At 42.4% G+C, this 20,029-nt stretch carries 10 protein-coding genes and 2 pseudogenes; 5 read left to right on the top strand and 7 right to left on the bottom strand.

Annotation, left to right across the window (positions count from 1 at the left end; translation table 11 throughout):
• Positions 1-18: 18 nt before the first annotated feature.
• Both DXA15_RS18640 and DXA15_RS18635 read right to left on the bottom strand, forming a co-directional pair.
• Positions 19-3,458, bottom strand: a pseudogene (locus DXA15_RS18640) (TonB-dependent receptor).
• 121 nt (positions 3,459-3,579) lie between these two features.
• Entirely contained in the window at positions 3,580-4,539 is a 960-nt protein-coding gene (locus DXA15_RS18635; protein WP_233567429.1) for a FecR family protein, read from the bottom strand.
• A 157-nt stretch (positions 4,540-4,696) separates the two neighbouring features.
• Here DXA15_RS18635 and DXA15_RS18630 point away from each other — a divergent pair, with 157 nt between their 5' ends.
• Positions 4,697-5,245 carry an RNA polymerase sigma-70 factor gene (locus tag DXA15_RS18630; protein WP_128135024.1) on the top strand — a complete coding sequence of 183 codons (549 nt, stop codon included), beginning with the start codon at positions 4,697-4,699 and terminating at the stop codon, positions 5,243-5,245.
• A gap of 4 nt (positions 5,246-5,249) precedes the next feature.
• Here DXA15_RS18630 and DXA15_RS18625 read toward each other — a convergent pair whose 3' ends face one another.
• Positions 5,250-6,014, bottom strand: coding sequence for a glycerophosphodiester phosphodiesterase family protein (locus DXA15_RS18625; RefSeq protein ID WP_128135023.1), 765 nt, complete (start codon positions 6,012-6,014; stop codon positions 5,250-5,252).
• Positions 6,015-6,618: 604 nt separating this feature from the next.
• Between DXA15_RS18625 and DXA15_RS18620 the strand changes: the two genes are divergently transcribed.
• Positions 6,619-9,615 (top strand): SusC/RagA family TonB-linked outer membrane protein, encoded by a 2,997-nt coding sequence (locus DXA15_RS18620; RefSeq protein WP_128135022.1) that lies wholly within the window; start codon positions 6,619-6,621, stop codon positions 9,613-9,615.
• Positions 9,616-9,633: 18 nt separating this feature from the next.
• Positions 9,634-11,352: a RagB/SusD family nutrient uptake outer membrane protein gene (locus tag DXA15_RS18615; RefSeq protein ID WP_128135021.1), complete on the top strand. Its 1,719-nt coding sequence runs from the start codon at positions 9,634-9,636 to the stop codon at positions 11,350-11,352.
• A gap of 151 nt (positions 11,353-11,503) precedes the next feature.
• Here DXA15_RS18615 and purL read toward each other — a convergent pair.
• The 4 genes and pseudogenes from purL to DXA15_RS18595 all read right to left on the bottom strand — a co-directional run bounded on the left by purL (position 11,504) and on the right by DXA15_RS18595 (position 18,773).
• A pseudogene (gene purL, locus DXA15_RS18610) lies at positions 11,504-15,192 on the bottom strand (phosphoribosylformylglycinamidine synthase).
• Positions 15,193-15,436: 244 nt separating this feature from the next.
• Positions 15,437-16,648: a 6-bladed beta-propeller gene (locus DXA15_RS18605; protein ID WP_128135020.1), complete on the bottom strand. Its 1,212-nt coding sequence runs from the start codon at positions 16,646-16,648 to the stop codon at positions 15,437-15,439.
• Positions 16,649-16,731: 83 nt separating this feature from the next.
• Entirely contained in the window at positions 16,732-17,832 is a 1,101-nt protein-coding gene (locus DXA15_RS18600) for a 6-bladed beta-propeller (protein WP_128135019.1), read from the bottom strand.
• A gap of 341 nt (positions 17,833-18,173) precedes the next feature.
• Positions 18,174-18,773, bottom strand: coding sequence for an RNA polymerase sigma-70 factor (locus DXA15_RS18595; protein WP_128135018.1), 600 nt, complete (start codon positions 18,771-18,773; stop codon positions 18,174-18,176).
• Between the two features lie 137 nt (positions 18,774-18,910).
• Between DXA15_RS18595 and DXA15_RS26935 the strand changes: the two genes are divergently transcribed.
• Both DXA15_RS26935 and DXA15_RS26930 read left to right on the top strand, forming a co-directional pair.
• Positions 18,911-19,429, top strand: coding sequence for a FecR family protein (locus DXA15_RS26935; protein WP_233567427.1), 519 nt, complete (start codon positions 18,911-18,913; stop codon positions 19,427-19,429).
• The gene (locus DXA15_RS26930; protein ID WP_233567430.1) at positions 19,402-19,911 is read left to right on the top strand and encodes a FecR family protein; all 510 of its coding nucleotides are present in this window, start codon (positions 19,402-19,404) and stop codon (positions 19,909-19,911) included. The genes DXA15_RS26935 and DXA15_RS26930 overlap by 28 nt, the downstream gene beginning before the upstream one ends.
• The last annotated feature ends 118 nt before the right edge of the window (positions 19,912-20,029 follow it).

The raw sequence follows: 20,029 nt of genomic DNA, 5'->3' as shown, positions 1-20,029 counted from the left end.
TTTAAATTATTGAATCGATTAAAAAGATACGTTCACGCCGAAAGCAACCGACTTGGTTCCTAACGAACCGATACCACGTCCGGAAGAGGCTTCAGGATCGAAATCTTTCATCACATGATCGGCACGCAATGTAAACAGGTTTTCACCGGTCAGGAAAAATTTCAAAGAAGACATTCCCCATTTGGAAATGAGATTAGACGGAACACGATAACCCAGAGAAATAGTCTTGATACGGAAATAGTCTGCATCAAATAACTGGTAATCTGAGAAATACTGATTATAATCATCCAAACTGTGTCCGCCATAGATACGGGGATAAACAGCACGCGGATTCGGATTCTCCTCCGTCCAGCGTCCCAGATGGAACTTACGCGGGTTTGAGTTCAACATAAAAGCAGAAACCTGTTCAGATTCAAAACCGGCCATTGTTCCGGATACACCTTGTCCGAAAATAGAAAGTTCGAAGTCTTTATATTGCAGATTCAAATTAATACCATATGTAAAATCAGGCACATCTTTACCGATAATCGTGCGGTCTTCTCCGTTAATGGCACTCCCCCATTCTACATTTTCGCGTTGCGGAACATACTTGATATCACCGGCTTTCGGTTTACGACCGTAGGTATAATAATGACCGGCATCGATCTCTTCCTGTGTATACAACCCGTCTGTTTTCAATCCGAAGAAAGAACCGATCGACTCGCCTTCACGCAGGATATAACGTATCTTGTCACCTCCACTCTGGATAATATCGTCAGATTCGCCCATGTCTTTGATCTCATTATGGTTGGTTGCGATATTGGCACTTACCATATAAGAGAAATCACCGAACGATTTGCGATGCGTCAAAGCCAACTCAAAACCACTATTACGCACCTTGGCAATATTTTGCGAAGGGTTAGACCAGATACCCGTTTCCAACGGCACATTGTAACTCAGCAAGATATCGCTGGTGTTCTTCACATAGTAATCAGCAGTTAAGCTCAGTAATCCGTTGAAGATATCGAAGTCGACACCTATATCGGTCAGGGCAACCGTTTCCCAGCCTAATTTCTCGTTTGCCGGTTTCGATTCCAATACCCCCTTTACCGCTTCATTGTCGAAGTTATAATCCGAACCATTATTATACAGCTGGAAATAATCGTAATTACCTACGTTATTAATATTACCCAACGTACCCCATGAAGCACGGACTTTCAGGTTATTGATCCAATCGATCTGTTGCATGAAATCTTCCTGGTTGATACGCCATCCGGCAGAGAAAGACGGGAAGATCCCCCAACGGTTATCTTTATGGAAACGGGAGGAAGCATCCGCACGCAGGTTGGCTTCAAACAGATAACGATCCAGCAGGCTATAATTCAAACGACCGAAATAAGAAAGGATTTTATATTCTCTCAGCGGCGTACCATACGAATTCTGGTCCGGTTGATCTTTGCTGATCTCTCCACCGGTCGTCATATCTTCCAGATCATCCGTTACAAAATCTTTCCATTTTGCATAAAGACGTTCATATTTATAATGTTCGTACGAGGTACCGGCCAGTATGCCGATATTATGTACCTTATTCGACCAGTCGTAGCGGGCAGTCAACGTATACATGGTCCGGTTTTCACTCTGCCAGAACATATTCATTTCATTTGTATACACACCGGTTCCAGGGATTTCAGCACCTGTTTCAAAATTCTTTACGTTATCCTGCAAAGCGGTATACCCTCTTGATTTACTTTCCCATCCTTTGAATGCACCTTGCCCGGAGATCACCAAGCCTTTAACAGGTTTAAGATCGAATCCTAGATCGATCATTGTATTGTCGGTCTTACCGTCCGACCAATTATTCTTGCTCAGGGCACGCAACGGGTTACCGTTCATAAACGACTGGGTAGCTGCCTTTCCGCCGGCAATGGAACCCCATTCACCGTTCGACTGCTGCGCAACCATCGTAGAAGGTACCATCAGGAAATTTCCGATCGAAGCAACTCCATGTTCCGTTTTATTTGTACTACGGATAAACTTCACGCCCGATTTCAATGTCAGCCATTTTGTTACATCGGCTGCCACATTTATATCCAGATTATAACGCTGCGAACTTTGTCCCGGCATGAACTTATCATCATACAGATACCCCAATCCTGAGAAGAAACGTACTTTATCGCTACCACCGCTAAAATTCAACGAATGCTGTGTGGTAACCACCGGATTATCGAGCACCAGGTCCGCCCATTTCGTATTCGGGTAATAATCCGGTTTCGAACCGTCCCGGAACCACTTGATCTCATCTTCTGAGTAAGCAGCATTTTTACCATTGCTTGCATCGCGATTATAGAATGCTTCGTTCAACAAGGTCGCATAATCCCATGAATCGAGTACGTCCGGCAGGTAAGTCGGCATTTTCAATCCGACATAGCCGCTGTAAGAAACATTCATTTTTTCTTTCTGACCGCGCTTGGTTGTAACCAATACTACACCATAAGCGGCACGTGAACCGTAAATTGCAGAAGAAGAAGCATCTTTCAGGAAAGAGATTGTCTCAATACTGTTCGGATCCAGGTTCGAAAACAAGTCGGCATCAGCAATCGCACCATCGATCACATATAAAGGAGAAGAAGTACCCAGGTTACCGCGACCACGGAAATTGATTGAAGGTGTCGAACCCGGACGGGAAATAACCGTTACGCCGGGAACCGTACCCTGGACAGCGGCCAGTACATTTGTCTGTACACGGTCTTTGATTTCTTCCGAACTGATCGCAGCGACCGAGCCGGTCAGGTTCACTTTCTTTTGTGTACCGTAACCTACAACCACTACTTCATCCAGTAATTCAGAATCTTCTTCTAAAATAACATTAATCGAAGTCTGACCATCTTTCAACGCAATATTTTTTGTTGTATAGCCAATATAAGAGATAAGCACGTGCTTATCTCTCCCTGACAGTGTCAGGCAAAATTACCTTCAAAATCAGTTACAGTTCCGTTTGTCGTACCGGCTTCCACCACGCTGGCACCGATAACAGGCTCACCATGCGCATCTTTCACGACACCTTTGATCATGACACTCTTCTGCTGCTGCGTCGTATTCACAGACGATGTACGTGCAATCCCCCCTTCGGATGATTTTGAAACCACGATCTGATTATTTACAATACGGTAAACGTATCCTGTATTCTTGAACATATGGTTCAATACAACATCCAGAGAAACATCGGTAACATCGATTGAAATCTTCTTACCCAGATTAATCTGGTCATCATTATAAAAGAAAGTATAGCCGCTCTCTTTCTCTATCTCCGCAATCACAGACGACAAAGATGCGTTACTTTTCTTCATGGTAATTTGATAGACTTGTGCAAAAGCCGAAATAGGAACCAGGCCTATCGCACCTACCAGAAACAATTGTGTGATCTGTTTTTTGAATTGTTTACAGAACACATCTTTCAACAAAATAACTCGTTTGTTCATATTAATAATTAGATAAAATAAATATGCGTTTTTTCTTTCTCTTTATCAGCCAGTATTCCTACTGTCTCTCATTATCCGGTTTGCTTGTTTTTCATATATTCCTGATTTAAGTTTAACATAATTATTTATTGACTTTCTCATACAAGACAAAGCTGTCTCCTTTTTTACGATAGGCAACCGGAGAACTCTTGGATATGATATCCAGCAAAAGTTCCAACGATTCATCATGAATAGAAAAGGTAAAACTATATTTACCGGCCAGTTCAGACGGACATTTTATACTTATGCCATACCAGCTTTCCAGACGGGGAAGGATCATTCCTAACTTTTCATTTTTGAAATTTGGCCTCCCTTCCCGGCGCCAGGATGAATACTGATCGGCATTTACTCGCATGATTTCAGCTTTTCCGCCCATCACATAAGCCAGTTTTTCATCAGGCTTGACCAGTAAGACATCACCTTTCTCCCGCTCTTTCTTTGTGCTTACCTCAACCGCCCCCTCTGTCAGAATCATTTCCGCATAAAAAAGGGAGTCAACACAGAACACTTCGAAAGCAGTCCCCAATGCCTTTATATCCATACTTTTTGTTTTCACGATAAAAGGATGTTCCGGATCATGATGTACCTCGAAGAAAGCCTGCCCGGATAAGGACACTTCCCTTTTTTCTCCGTCAAACGACTCCGGATAAGTTAATCTTCCGCCGGCATTCAACGACACATGGCTGCCATCCGGCAGATAGAACGACTCCATCGACTGCCGGCCGGCACTTACTACATAAATAGTCTTCTCTTTTGCCCCGTTTTGTCCTATCAGCCAGGAGCCAACTGAAATAAGCAGAGCCAGAGAGGCTGCTACCGCATATTTCATCCAATAGTCCCGACGGGTATTATAAGGATGTATCTTCCGCATAACCCGGCCCAGCACCCGTTCTTTAGCCACAGGGCTAAGAAACGAATCTCCCGGTTCATTCCACTGTTCTTTCAAATGACGTAAAACAGGCTCCCGACCGGCCAGAAATTCTTTTTCCTTATCAGTTAGTCCGCTTGTCAAAGCCTTTTTTATAATATCTTCTTCTTTCATTTCCTTCATATCTAACACTAAATACTCCAAATTCAGAGTTATCCCCCAGAAGAATATCAAACTTTTTTTATTTTAACAAAACCTACCATCTTTCTAAGAGACTTTTGCTATTCTTCAATTCTTTTCTATCTTTGCAATAATCAATAAAGAAGCTAAATTGGATAATCAAACACTAATACTGGCATTAAAAAACGGTAGCGAGGAGGCCTTTACTTCTTTGTATCACAAATATTGCGACAAAGTCTACAAGTTTTGCAGACTCTATTACACAAACGATTCTACCACCGAGGAAGTAGTACAGGAAGTTTTTATCAAATTATGGGATATACGCAGCTATGTAAATGAAAATGAAAACCTGGAAGGATTACTGTTCATCATCACCCGGAATATGATTTTCAGTAATTCAAAGAAAAATTTCAATGAAACTTTTTATAAAATGTCTATCCTTGCGGCTTACGACAAGGCTTATGATATAGAAGAGGAATTGCATGCAAAAGATCTGCGGATTTATATTGAACGGCTGGTAAACGAATTGCCGCCCAGGCAAAAGGAAGTTTTTTACCTGAGCCGCCATGAACAACTTAGCTATAAAGAAATTGCCGAAAGACTCAATATTACCCCAAAGACAGTGGAAAGACACATCAATGAAGCGTTGAAATATCTGAAAAAGAATATTTACTTCCTGCAATTATTCCTTTCAGCATAACGGGTTATTTCCCTATTATCTCCTTCAGCTGTACCGGTTTATCCGTAGTGATAAAATCGACATTCTTTGCAACGAACGATTCCATTACAGCCGGATCGTCCACCGTCCACACATTGATAGTCAGGCCGGCATCTTTAGCTTCCTGAATCCATTCGGGATGTTTGTCAAATACTTTATAATGATAATCCAGGCCGGAAAAACCTAATGTCTTCAGATCTGCCGGTGAAACTTCTCCACGAAGATAGGAAACCTGGGCACTCGGAGCACGGCGAATCAACTCCTTACAAATATTCATACTGAAAGAGATGTATTCCACCTGATCTTCCATCTGATATTTTTGTACCAGATAAAGAATAGTTGCAACCGCTTTATCTTCATTCACAACTCGTTTATGAGGTTTGATCTCGAGAATAAGCTGAGTTCCCTGATTTTTCTTTCCTTGTATCAGGTATTCTTCCAAAGTCGGTAACGTTTCTCCGTTTTTCAACTTCAGGTCTTTCAGTTGTTCATAGAGAGAAGTTTCTATACAAAAACCCTGAATACTGTCATCATGATTGACAACCGGAATGCCATCTGCCGTTATAGAGACATCGAATTCAGAGCCATACGCTCCAACCTCATGAGCCTTGTTTAAAGCCGTAACCGAGTTCTGAGCAGAACCTTCACAATCCCAATAACCCCGGTGGGCAATCACTTTTGTCTGGGAATAAACGCTACTTGCACATAAAAACAAGACAAGCAGCATAGTAAACATTGATCTTTTCTTCATCTTCTTTTTTGTATTAGAATCCGTTACAAAATATTGAGCATGTAAACTTACAGATTTTATCCGATATTCGGGAGCATCCGCGGAAGATTTCTAACTCCGGCTAAAACTGCCGGTAATCAATGCGAGTATAAAAAATGATAGTCTTACATTATCTTAACGGGAATAGAGGATATCGGACATAGTTCTTCAGGAACTATGGAAAACAAATCAAATTGAGAATAACACTGGGCAAAAATAATAAAAAAATTAATATAATATCATAACACATTAACTTTAAAATCAGACAAAGTAAATAATAAGCTAATATTTTATTATAAAAACACAGAGTATGATGTCTTACCCGACTTACTTCTCCTGCTCAAGAACATTTTTTGCAAAACTGCCCAATAAAAAGACTGTCTCCTCTCTCAATCAAATCCATAAAGTAATTAGTTCCTGAAGAACTATTGATTGAATTTCAATGCGAGTACTAAATCAACTTTAATTCTAATCTAAAAAAATAAGGCCTATGACGTAGAAAAAACAACAGTTCAGACAATACGTATAAGATACGTATCACTTACCTATTAAAATTATTAATTCTAACTAGTATTAATTCACAATTATGAAGAAAACATTTAATCACATCTCTTTCAACGAGATAGCAAAAATGTCGGCATTCTGTTTTCTATTCTATGCCTTTCCTATAAATGCATCTGATATAAAACGATCGACAACAGAAAATTCACCGGTAACAAGTATTACCCAGCAAAGCAAAACAATAACAGGCACCATTACCGATACAAAAGGGATGGCTGTTATCGGAGCCAATGTAATAGTAAAAGGAACAACCAATGGGAGCATTACGGACCTCGACGGAAATTTCACGCTGAACAATGTACCTGCAAATGCAACGCTACAAATATCTTATATCGGTTACAAATCACAGGAGATACCGGTAGGCAACCAGTTAAAAATAGAAGTCACACTGGAAGAAGATACCGAAAATCTGCAGGAAGTAGTTGTTGTCGGTTATGGTAGTACGGTGAAAAAAGACCTGACAACTGCCGTGACAAGTGTAAAAAGTAAAGACTTCCTGCAAGGAGCTTCCAATAGTCCGTTACAGATGATCGACGGTAAAGTAGCCGGTGTATCCGTATCCAATACAGCAGCCGCCGATCCGAATGCCAGTCCGAGTATCCAGGTACGCGGAGCCTCTTCTTTGAAAGCCGGAAACGGCCCGTTGATCGTTATCGACGGGATGCCAGGCGGTGACCTGCGGAATCTTGCCCAGCAAGACATCGAATCTATTACTGTATTGAAGGATGGTTCCGCCGCTGCCATCTACGGTTCCCGCGGAGCGAACGGAGTTATCCTGGTTCAGACGAAGCAGGGAAAAGCCGGTAAAGTATCCATTACATACGATGGTTATGCCGAACATGATTTCGTTGCTGCACGACCGGAAATACTAAGCCCGGAAGAGTTTGTGGCCAACAATATCGGAAAGGATTACGGTTCCCGTACGAATTGGTACAACGAGTTGCTCAACAAAAACAACTTCGGACAGAACCACAACCTGGCCCTCTCCGGTGGTAGCGAATCCAGCATCTTCCGTATCTCGGCAAACTACCGTTCGAAAGAGGGGCTCGACATTGCAACAGACCGTAAAGAATATGGTTTACGTGCCAGCTTCAAACAAATCACTTTAGAAGGTTTATTGGAAGTGACAGGAAACATATCCTATCGTTACGCCGATGAAGATTACACCGATTACGGAAGTTTCAAACAAGCAGTCGAACTGAACCCGACCTATTCGAAGGATGAAATGGATGCATTTCGGAATAACTTCGATAGTTACAACCCGATCTTCAACCTGACAAGACGTGAAAACGGAGCTACACAGGAATACCTGACTACCGACTTCAACATCAAACTCAACATCCTGAAGAACCTGAATACTGAATTAAAACTCGGCCGCCAGGGACATGACAAGAAGCAACGCGAGTATTATTTCAAAGACCATCGCGAGTCGATCAACAACAGCCGTAACGGACGTGCCCGCCTGGAAAATGAGAAATGGGTGGACTATACGTTAGAATGGTTAGGCAATTATTCGCTGGATATAGATCGGCACCACCTGAAAGTAATGGGCGGTTACTCCTATCAGGAATTCAACTGGGAAAAGTTCAATGCCGAAAACATGAACTTCCCGACAGACGCTTTCCTGTACAACAACCTGGGAGCCGGAGACTACAACAAGGCCGACGGACGTCTGGGCATGGAATCCGATAAAAACAAAGAAAAGACGATCGCCTTCCTGGGACGTGTCAACTATGATTTCGATAATACTTTCCTGTTCACGGGTTCTATCCGTTACGAAGGAAATACCAAATTCGGTACGGATCATAAATGGGGTGCTTTCCCTGCTGCTTCTGCCGCATGGCGTGTTTCCCGTCTTTCCTTCTTCGAAGATTCTCAGACCGTGAATGACCTGAAACTCCGTTTCTCTTACGGACAGACCGGACGCTCGGGCTTCGATAAATATATTTCTCTGGCGAAATATACCGGTTACGGATGGATGCCGAACAGTGAAGGTAAATGGGTTCAGGTATACGGCCCGGGAAACAATCCTAACAAAGACCTGTCCTGGGAAAAACAAATATCTTACAACCTGGGTATCGATTATACCTTGTTCAATTCGCGCCTATCCGGAAGTTTAGACCTTTTCATCCGCGAAGGGAAAGATGTAATCGGTGAATATCAGGTTCCGGTTCCTCCCTATTTGCACGAAAAGATCATGACTAATGTAGGTACAACCAATTCCAAAGGTTTTGAATTGCAGGTAAACTGGGATGCCGTACAAAACGACAAGTTCACCTATTCAACCAATGCCACGCTTGCCTATACCAAATCGAAGCTGAAATCATTCTCTAACGAGAAATATGAGTTGGGTTATATGGAAGGCGACGGTCTGCCTTCACCCGGAAACCCCGGCCCGTGCCAGCGTTTGCAGGATGGTGTTGAAATCGGTTCATTCTACGGATACCGCTACGCCGGTGTCGACGAAGATGGAAATATTATGGTTTTCAAAGATGGTATCAAAGGAGGCGAAACCGTACGGGGACGTGACGCCAGCGAAGCGGACAGAACCTATATCGGTAACGGTACGCCCAAATGGGAAATGGCCTGGGGAAACACATTTACTTATAAAGGATTCGACCTGTCCCTTTATTTCCGCGGACGTTTCGACTACCAGATTCTGAATCAATACCAGATGTATTATGGTTTGCAAGGAGTAACAGGTATTAACAAACTGACATCCGCCTATAAGGAAAATGCCCATATCAAAGGAGAAAAGATCATGTGCGACTACTTCCTCGAAAACGGTAATTACCTGAAACTGGATAACATCACGCTGGGATGGACACCTAAACTGAATACGAAATGGATCTCCAACCTGCGTATTTATGCAACCATGAAGAACGTGTTCACCATCACGAAGTATTCAGGCGGCATGGACCCGTCAAGTGTCGACGTCACTGGCTTATGGGCCGGTAGAGGTAGTATGGACTTATATCCGACAGCCCGCAACGTATCATTCGGAGTTCAAATCAGTTACTAAACTAAAAGTATATACAGCATGAAAAATATAAAATCACTTTGTGCAGTCAGCCTGATGGCTACAACCATGGCTTTCACTTCCTGTACGGATCTGACGGAAGAGCCATTCAATATATTGACAAGCGACAACTACTTCACAGACAAAGCGTCTGTCGAAGCAACCGTACTCCGTCCCTACGAACACGCCCAATGGTGTGGTTGGGACGGCGACCGCTGGCAGTTGCAAGAGCTTACCGGCGACCATTTCGTCTGGACACAGAAAGGACGCCACGGCTACGACGACGGACAATGGGTTCGCCTGCACGAGCATAAATGGAATTATGATATGAACCAGATCAATGGAGGTTGGGTCGGTCCGTACCAAGGTATCCAACAGATCAATTCACTCCTTCGCGACTTCAACGTTCTGGACTTCCAGGCCATGGGGATCACGGATGAAGAGAAAAACAACTACATCGGCGAATTACGTACTTTGCGTGCCTGGTTCTATATCTTCCTGATCGACTTCTACCGGAATGTGCCTATCTTCACAGAAAAGGATGCACCGGACGAACTGCTCGCTCAGGCTACACCCGAAGAAGTATTCAGCTATATCGAGAGCGAACTGAAAGATGTATTGCCTCAACTGAAAAAAGAGAATATCGTCGGTCGTTTCACCCAGGCTCCAGCTGCGGCATTACTGGCCCGTATCTATTTCAATTCGCAGGTGTGGCTCAATGTCGACCGTTCGGCAGACTGTAAAACATTCTGCGAAGATATCATTGCCGGTAAATACGGGGAATATCATATCAACCAGAACGATTACCGCGATCCGTTCCGCTCCGGCATCAAAGGATACAGGTCACCTGAATTGTTGTTCGAATTCCCCCACAAACGCAATGTGTACCAGTTCGGCGGTTTCCATGATTCTTTCCTGCATTACACTTCCGGCCAGGCTTTGGGTAATCCCGACGGTGGCAACAATGGTATTCACATGACACCTTCACGGGATTTCGATGGCAACGTGTATAGTTTCGCCAGCCAACTGGGAACCCCGTATGAAAAGTATGCAGACTGCGATTACCGTAAACAACCGTTCCAGATCACCAGTGCCAACGGCGATTACGAAGGTTTCTTTATGATCGGAACCCAGTATAAGTTCGACTATACAAAAGGATATGGCTACACGAACGAAACAGTAAAAGGAACGGAAGAACACAAAGGTGAACCGTTGATCTACGTAGATCAGGTCGGCCGTTTCTCCGAAGGTCTCAGCACGGCTAAAGAAAAAGGTTCGCGCGTAACGACAGGAGAAGAAAATTCAGGCGTACGTTTCAATAAGTTCCCTTATTTGCAGGAAGGCGACGGACTATATATGTGCCAATCCGCACCGGAGATCCGTCTAACAGAAATCTATTATATGCTGGCAGAGATCAATTACAGAAGCGGCAACAAAGCTAAGGCTGCCGAACTGCTCGATTTTACCCGTGTCAGAAACTATCCGGCAGACGAATGGGGTAAATACAGCTATGTACAAAATCCGGCCTTGCTGACCGACCAGGAGTTTGTCGACGAATGGGGACGCGAGTTTATCGGCGAACGCCGCCGCCGTTCGGACCTGATCCGTTGGGGACGTTTCGGTAATGCCTGGTGGGATAAAGATGTCGATCCGTCGGATAAAGAATACACGATCTTCCCGATCCCCAAACGTCAGCTGGATGCCAATCCGTTGTTAAAGCAAACAACTAAAGGTTGGTAATCACCCGATGAAACTACTATGAATAAGTGGCTGCATTAACTAACAATTTCGCACTTAATAATAATATTTCCAGGCTGCTTATTCATAGAAAAAAGGTTGCAATGCTCAGAACATTGCAACCTTTACTTTTATAAAGATATATCTCTCTTTCTTATTTCTTGTTTTCTTCAATCCACTTGCGTGCATTTACGAAACCTTCAATCCACGGAGTTACTTCGTCACCTTTACGGTCAGCAGGATAATAACCGCACTGCCAAGGGAACAAAGCACGTTCCAGGTGAGGCATCATAGCCATATGGCGTCCGTCATGCGAGCAAACACCGGCAACCGACCAGGGCGAACCGTTCGGGTTGGCAGGATAACCTCGTAGTTATATTTAAGTGCGATATGATATTCCTTCTCTTCGTACGGGAACCAGAATTTTCCTTCTCCATGCGTGATCCAGATACCCAGCTTCTGACCGCTCATCGGACCGAACATGACTGAATGATTCTTCGGTATTTCCACAGAGATAAAGTTTGACTCCAGTTTGTGAGAGTCGTTATGCAACATCTTATGTTTCTTTTCGTGTTCCGGATAAACCACACCCAGTTCAGCCATCAGCTGGCAACCGTTACAGATACCCAGACTCAACGTATCAGGACGTGCATAAAAGTTATCCAATGCTTTCTTAGCCTTTTCGTTATACAAGAAACCACCGGCCCATCCCTTGGCTGAACCTAAAACGTCGGAGTTGGAGAAACCACCACAGAACACGATCATATTCACATCTTCCAATGTTTCGCGTCCCGAAGCCAGGTCGGTCATGTGAACGTCTTTCACATCGAAACCGGCCAGATACAAAGCGTAAGAAGTCTCACGTTCACACTGGCAACCCTTTTCACGGATAACGGCAGCACGGATTCCGCTCTTTCCTTTACGATCAGGAGTCAGGCCATAATCGGCGAGCTTACCAGTAAAGTTCTTGTTGTATTTGAATTCCAACGGCTGCATCTTATAGTTTTCAAAACGGTTTCCGGCACATACGCTACCGCTCTGCTTAATATCCAGTTTATAAGAAGACTCGTACCATACATCACGCATATAATCGATACCGAAATGATACTGAACACCTTCTTTTTCCACCAGGATATGACGTTCGTCGGTCGGTTTGGCAATGACTGCACAACCAACACCGGCTTCTTCCATCAACTTCTCGAAAGCCTTCTTGTCTTTCACCTGTACCAGGATACCCGGATTTTCAGCGAACAGGATCTTCACAATGTCTGTTTCAGACAGCTTATCCAGATTGACTTCCAGACCGCCTTCTACGTTTGCGAAACACATTTCAAGCAAGGTAGTGATCATACCGCCGGCAGAAATATCGTGTCCGGCAAGGATCAGGCCCTTTTCGATGGCATCCTGAACTGCATTGAAAGCATCAGCAAAATATTCGCTATCCTTCACGGTCGGCACTTCATCACCCAGCTTGTTCAAAGTCTGTGCAAATGCGGAACCGCCCAGCTTCATCGTATCGAACGAGAAGTCTATATAATATATGTAAGAGTTCTTTTCGTGAGCCAATACCGGAGAAACGATCTTACGGACATCGCTTACCTCAGCACCGGCAGAAATAATTACCGTACCCGGAGCGATCACCTTATCATCGCCATATTTCTGTGTCATCGACAAAGAGTCTTTACCTGTCGGGATATTGATACCCAGTTCGCAAGCAAAATCGGAAGCGGCCTGAACAGCGGTATACAGACGAGCATCTTCCCCTTCGTTGCGGCACGGCCACATCCAGTTGGCACTCAAAGAAACGCCTGTCAGCTTATCTGCCAACGGAGCAAAAACGATATTCGTCAACGATTCGGCAATAGCCATAACAGAACCGGCAGCCGGATCAATCATTGCCACCTGCGGAGCATGACCGATAGAAGTAGCGATACCAGCTTTTCCACGGTAATCCAATGCTACGGCACCCAGGTCACTCAACGGCAACTGTAATTCACCCTGACACTGCTGACGAGCGATCTTACCTGTTACGGAACGGTCCACTTTATTGGTCAACCAGTCCTTACATGCCACAGCTTCCAGCTGAAGCACGTTTTCCAGATAATGATGCAGTTCCGATTCTTTGTAAACGACCGGAGCATATGTTTCTTCCACCGTATGATCCTTCATGATCGTTCTGGGCGGTTTACCGAACATATATTCCAGCTTGATATCGATAGGCTTCACACCGTCAGCCTGCTCGAATACAAATTTCATATCGTTAGTCGTTTCACCAACCACATACATCGGAGAACGTTCACGGTCGGCAATACGTCTTACGCAGGCCACATCTTCTTCTTTCATCAGCAAGCCCATACGTTCCTGGCTTTCGTTACCAACTATTTCTTTAGCAGAAAGCGTCGGGTCACCGACAGGCAACTGGCTCATATCGATATGTCCACCTGTAGCTTCCACCAATTCCGACAGACAGTTCAGGTGACCGCCTGCACCATGGTCATGGATAGAAACAACCGGGTTATTATCCGATTCGGCAATAGCACGAATCACATTCGATACACGTTTCTGCATTTCAGGATTAGCACGCTGCACGGCATTCAGTTCGATACCGCTGGTATACTGCCCTGTGTTTACAGAGGAAACAGCACCACCGCCCATACCGATACGATAGTTGTCGCCACCCAGCAACACCACCTTTTCACCCGGTTGAGGATCACCCTTTAACGCATCACGCATATTAGCGTAACCGACACCACCGGCCAACATGATTACCTTATCGTAAGCATATTTCTTATTGTTTTCTTCATGCTCGAAAGTCAGCACCGAACCGCAGATCAGCGGCTGACCGAACTTGTTTCCAAAATCGGAAGCACCGTTTGATGCCTTGATCAGAATCTGTTCCGGCGTCTGATACAACCAGGGACGCGGATCAAGTACCTTTTCCCATTCACGGGCACCTTCCGTACGCGGATAAGCAGTCATGTAAACGGCTGTACCGGCAATAGGCAAAGAAGCCTTACCTCCACCCAGACGGTCACGAATCTCACCTCCTGATCCGGTTGCTGCCCCGTTGAACGGTTCAACCGTTGTCGGGAAGTTGTGTGTTTCAGCTTTCAGCGAGATAACCGATTTGATTTCTTTTACCTCATAAAAGTCAGGTTTGTCGCCGCTTGCCGGAGCAAACTGTTCGATCATCGGACCTTCATTGAAAGCCACATTATCTTTATAAGCAGAAACCAGCTTGTTCGGGTTTTCTGCCGAAGTTTTCTTAATCAGATTGAAAAGAGAACTTTCTTTCTCTTCTCCGTCGATAACGAATGTACCGCCGAAGATTTTATGACGGCAGTGTTCCGAGTTTACCTGTGCAAAACCGTACACTTCGCTGTCGGTCAGCTTACGTTCCAGCTTCTGGCTTACTTCATTGAGGTAGGAAACCTCTTCGTCGCTCAAAGCCAATCCTTCTTTTTTGTTGTAAGCTGCAATATCCTCGATATAAACAATCGGATCCGGTTGTTTACTGATTGTGAAGATATCCTGGTTCAGGCCGTTGTAGATGCGTTGCAACATCGGGTCATGATCAGCCTCACCGGAAGAAACTGGGAAGTATTCTTCGATACGTGAGATACCGCTCAAGCCCATGTTCTGAGTGATTTCCACAGCATTGGTACTCCACGGGGTAATCATTTCCCGGCGCGGACCAACATACCATCCATCCAATGTTTCGGATTGGAGTGGAGCGGCTTCACTAAACAACCAAACGAGCTTTTGAACATCTTCAGGAGAGAAAGCATGTGCCGCCTCAACAGCCAGCACCGTCTTTGTTGGAGATTGAAAGAATAGAATCATATCGTCGATTTATTAAGATATTCCAATAACAGACTGCAAAGATAGTAAATATGTAGCAGATAAGAATATCCATCTTTACATTTTAGATTTAAAGTCCTTCTTTCAGAATCTTTTTCAGAGGCTGGAAAAAGCGTTGTAACGGAACAATACCTGCCCTATCCAACTTTCGCCGGATCCCATAACCAGCAAATAACCGACTTTTCTCAGTCCCAGATAATTTTAAAATTGACTACTTTTCTATTAATCAATTACATTTATATATAATAACGAGAGGATTACTATCTTCGTTCATATCACGATAGACAGCTGGAGCTTGTTCATTAAAATAGTTCAAATCTTTCAAATCTTGAATTTCTCCTCCTGATAAAGTCTGAACATATATATTCTCTTTCGCATAATGGTATAATGGCCAAATAGGAACTCCATTATCAATATCATTTTTAACACTTAAAACTCTTGTTATTTTTGGTGCATAACTATTTGTTTGTTTTCTACTTTTATTATACCGCAAAACGGTACCGCCTCTATCACTTGCATATCTCAAATATAAACAAGAGTCTGTTTCAAAAAAGCCTTCTCTATTAATAAATATATAATTCAGATTATTCCCATCAAGAGAATTTGTATACTCTTTAGAAGAGTAAGCCAATTGATAAATTTCTCCTCTGATAGGATTTTTTAAATCCAAATAATAAGCAGGAACAATTGTATCTCGCATTGCCCTATAAAGGATATTAATACCCCCGATTTTGTATAACACACTGTTTTTATGAGAAAAAAAGAACACACGTCCTAATCTGCAATTTTCAAGATCGCATTGTTTTACATACGATTTTCTTGAATAATACTTTTTTCCCAAAATATCAAACATACCAGAAACATAATTCAAGGAATCAGTCAAAGGAATTATAGATTCCCTAAAAGTAAAAAAGACTTCATCACTTAAAGGTAACATGACTCTTATTTTATCGAACGGATATTCCAAGTTTCCTAAAAACTTTCCTTCAAAAGAAAAAACGGCTATACTATGTTTTCTTCTAAACTGCATTACATAGACCTTCTCTCTATATTCATCTACAAATATATGATGTGGATTAACTTGTTCAGGACCTTCACCAACCCTGGCGATTACTTTAATAAAATTACCTTTCCGGTCATATTTCATTATTCCGCCATCATGAGAGAGCATTAAAAACATATAATCCTTTGTAAAAGCTATATCTATTATCTTTCCGATTATTTTTTTATTGTCAATACGAACATATTCTATACTCTTAAATTCATTCTTTATCGATATATCATCATTATTATGCTGTGTATCACGAACTTTCACCACATCAGTTACGGTTGCCAGTTCTGCCGGATCCTCTATTATCATTTCCATACCTCTTTTATTCCCTTGTTCATGGCAGGATAATAACGCAATAACTAATATGTATATCCATCTATTCGTCATAAGGCTTTTGTAATTTATATATCGATTAAGATAGATTTGGTTCACGCAAAGCGTAACGATCAGCTATGTCACCAGACCTAATTTTAGTTCTCCATAAACACCACTACCGGATTGTCATCCGGTGAAATCGATTTCAGGAAATTGAGATTCGGATTGGAAGATATTCCATTTTTATCTATATTATCGCAAATATCAGGAGCATACAAAAGCCCCATACAAGTTCCATCATCACAAATCGTAGATATCCAAACAGGCATAAACCCGTTGATATCATCAATCGGACCATTTTCACATAAATAGTAAGAACTTTCTCCTGCTTGTTTATTATAAACACATAGTTGCCCTACTCCATTCATATGATAACGAAAAGCTATATTTACATCATTTTCATATATAAAATAAGGTGATATCGCTTCCTTATGTCTGTCATAACGCTCTTTATAAGGCACAGAACGAGATGTTATATTTAAAATATATTCTGCCTTCAACTGATTTTTACTAACTTGATAAACCGTATCTATAAACATTTCTTTAAAATAAAGATTACCTTTATATCTATACGTAAGCCCATCACCCGAATCAATAATATACATTTTTGTTTCTACAAAATGATGGTTAGGAAACTCTTTTTTTACATTTCCGTTATGATCAAATAAAACTATTCTTTTCTTCTCCCGTCCACTTCTATTCGCAAAAAAAGCACAAAAAGTCGTTAAGTCCAATGGTACTACAAATTGAGGAGAGACACCTGTCGACAACGGGACTTTCATTTTACCTATATATTTACCATCCAGCCCATACTTAACCCGAATTCCTTCAACACCCTGAAAATAAAGAAGTCCATCATACGGATTATAGAAATTCTCATAAAATGAATATACAGCTTCCGGATCATCGCCTTTATGCCCTATTCTCCGTATAAATTTTCCATCTTTAGCACTAAACAAACAACAGCTATCGTAATCCCAGGCTAGTATATAATCTTGTATCTTCTGCACATGGATATAAGAAAGTAAACAATCATCTGTTGTTTCCAGAGGAACATACCTTACTTTACGGAACAATTTACTCATTTGCACAGTCTGTTTAGGAGTGTGGACCGGTAAATCAATCTTTGGTATTTTTTCATTACTAAATGAACAAAGTACCACAACTGTCAACAAAAAGAGTTTCACGTATTTCATAATTAATCAAGATTTAAGCGACAGAAACGTGTAGTTTCAAAGTTTCGAAGGCAATTTACTGAAAAGATTTCACATAACAATTGTCATTCTATCAAATATCAAAAAAATAATTCCAATCACATATGAATTTACTGCCTTTGCATTAAACAACTTATTGCTTATTTTACTATATTGGCTCCTATTCAAATCAGCGGCCGATAATTGTCAGCTGTTTGGTTGATAATTATGAACCAATCGGCCGATAATTATGAACCATACGGCCGAAGGTTATCAACCATTGATTTCCCGGCATACTAATTCTAATTAGTACGTATAGTAATCAGAAAGACATTGGTAAGAAATCAATTCTGGTTCAACAAGAAACAAATCAGCCCGGATATCAGTCCGGTTTCTGTCAGGTGGGTACGGATATCGGATAAGGCTTTGGTTATATGCTTTTCTACCGCTTTCTCACTGATATTCAGGCGAAGTGCGATTTCTTTGTTCTTCAGATTTTCCTCGCGGCTCAACAGAAAAACTCTTTTACGCTGTTCGGGAAGCGTACCGACAAAAGAGGTTATCTCCTCTTCTATCTCTTTCAGTAGCAGATTGTCATGCTGGTTATACGACAGTATCTCCCGGTCGATCAGTTCATCCAGCATATCGGCATGATCTACGCGTCGCTGAACCGACACGGAATTAAGGTAGTTAATCGATCTGTTATAGGTAGCCCGATACAGGTAAGGTTTTATCGGTTCCTCAAAATCAATTTTATCCCGGTTGATCCAAAGAGCCATAAACACATCCTGTACAATATCTTCACCCACCGACCAGTCGTTCACATACCGGTAAGAGTACGTGACCAAAGAGCGAAAATAATCCTCAAAAAGCCTCTGAAATAAAATAAACTCACCCAATCTACTACCCCTTTCGTTAAACTTATTATCACTGATGGTTATCATTACTGTATCTCCGGTTCCCAAAAATATTTGCGTAAAAATAATCTTTTTTTTCTCATTGAGGTAGGGTTAATCGGTTTTGTTTTGTGATATGTATAGAAGAGTAACTGAATAATTACCGAAAGGGATACAAAACAAGGATGAACGACATCATATTAAAATATTTACAGAGAACAGCCGGCAAGGAGGAAAAAGAACGTCTTCTCGCCTGGTTGCGGGAAAGTGAAGCGAATAAAAAGACATTCATCGACTTACGGGATATCTGGCTGGTATCCGGAAAGACTCCGGTTCATGCGCCGGATTACACAAAAAACGCTTTCCGGATATTTGAAGAGAGCGTCCGCCGTAACGAACAAAACAGCCGTTTGCCCAAACGTTCTATACGTCCGTTTTTACGTATTGCAGCCTCCGTTGCCATTCTCCTGATTTGTTCGATCGGAGGATATTATATAGGTAGAAACACTCCGGATATCGTTTACATAGAGAAAGAAGCTGTCATTATGAACCAGGCCATCATGGGCAAGGGAAGCAAAGGTTCCGTTACACTGCCCGACGGAAGCGTCGCTTGGCTGAATACGAACAGTAAGCTGACTTATCCGGAAAAGTTTCCGACAAATACAGAAAAGTCAAACTGGAAGGAGAAGGTTATTTCGAAGTAAAGAAGAACGAACAGGCACCGTTTTTCGTCGAGACCAATCAAATGACAGTCAATGTACTGGGCACAAGCTTCGACGTAAAGGATTACTCGGATAAAATGAACAGCGAAACCACCCTGATCACCGGAAAGGTTGAAATACAGCTACCGAATAATCCGAACAGCATTCTGTTGAAACCCAACCAACGGATTATCCTGGATAAAGAGACCGGCGTCCATGAAATAAGACAGGTCGATGCCTCGGAATATATATTATGGATCAACGAAAAGCTGGTATGCAACAATGAAAAACTGTCCGTCATCTTACACAAGATAAAACTATGGTACGGCATGGAACTCGTCTGCCAGCCGGGAACTCCCGTCGACCAGCGCCTGTCGCTAACGATCCGGAAAGAGTCGCCCGACGAAATATTCAAGTTGCTGGAAATGATCGCACCAATCCGTTATTCGATCAAAGATGATGTTATCTATGTGAAACCTAAATAATACCTTAGTTTTGGCAGATAGAATTTCGATAAGATAAAAAAGATAGATTTGTAATATGTCAAACCATTGAAAGAAAGGAAGACAAAGAGTGAACCAGTAAAAAAATGGAATAAGATTC

The sequence above is a fragment of the Parabacteroides sp. AM58-2XD genome (genome assembly GCF_003463685.1).
GTDB lineage: Bacteria > Bacteroidota > Bacteroidia > Bacteroidales > Tannerellaceae > Parabacteroides > Parabacteroides segnis.
Note: the sequence above shows the minus strand (reverse complement) of the source record. Positions and strands in the feature narration are given on the sequence as shown.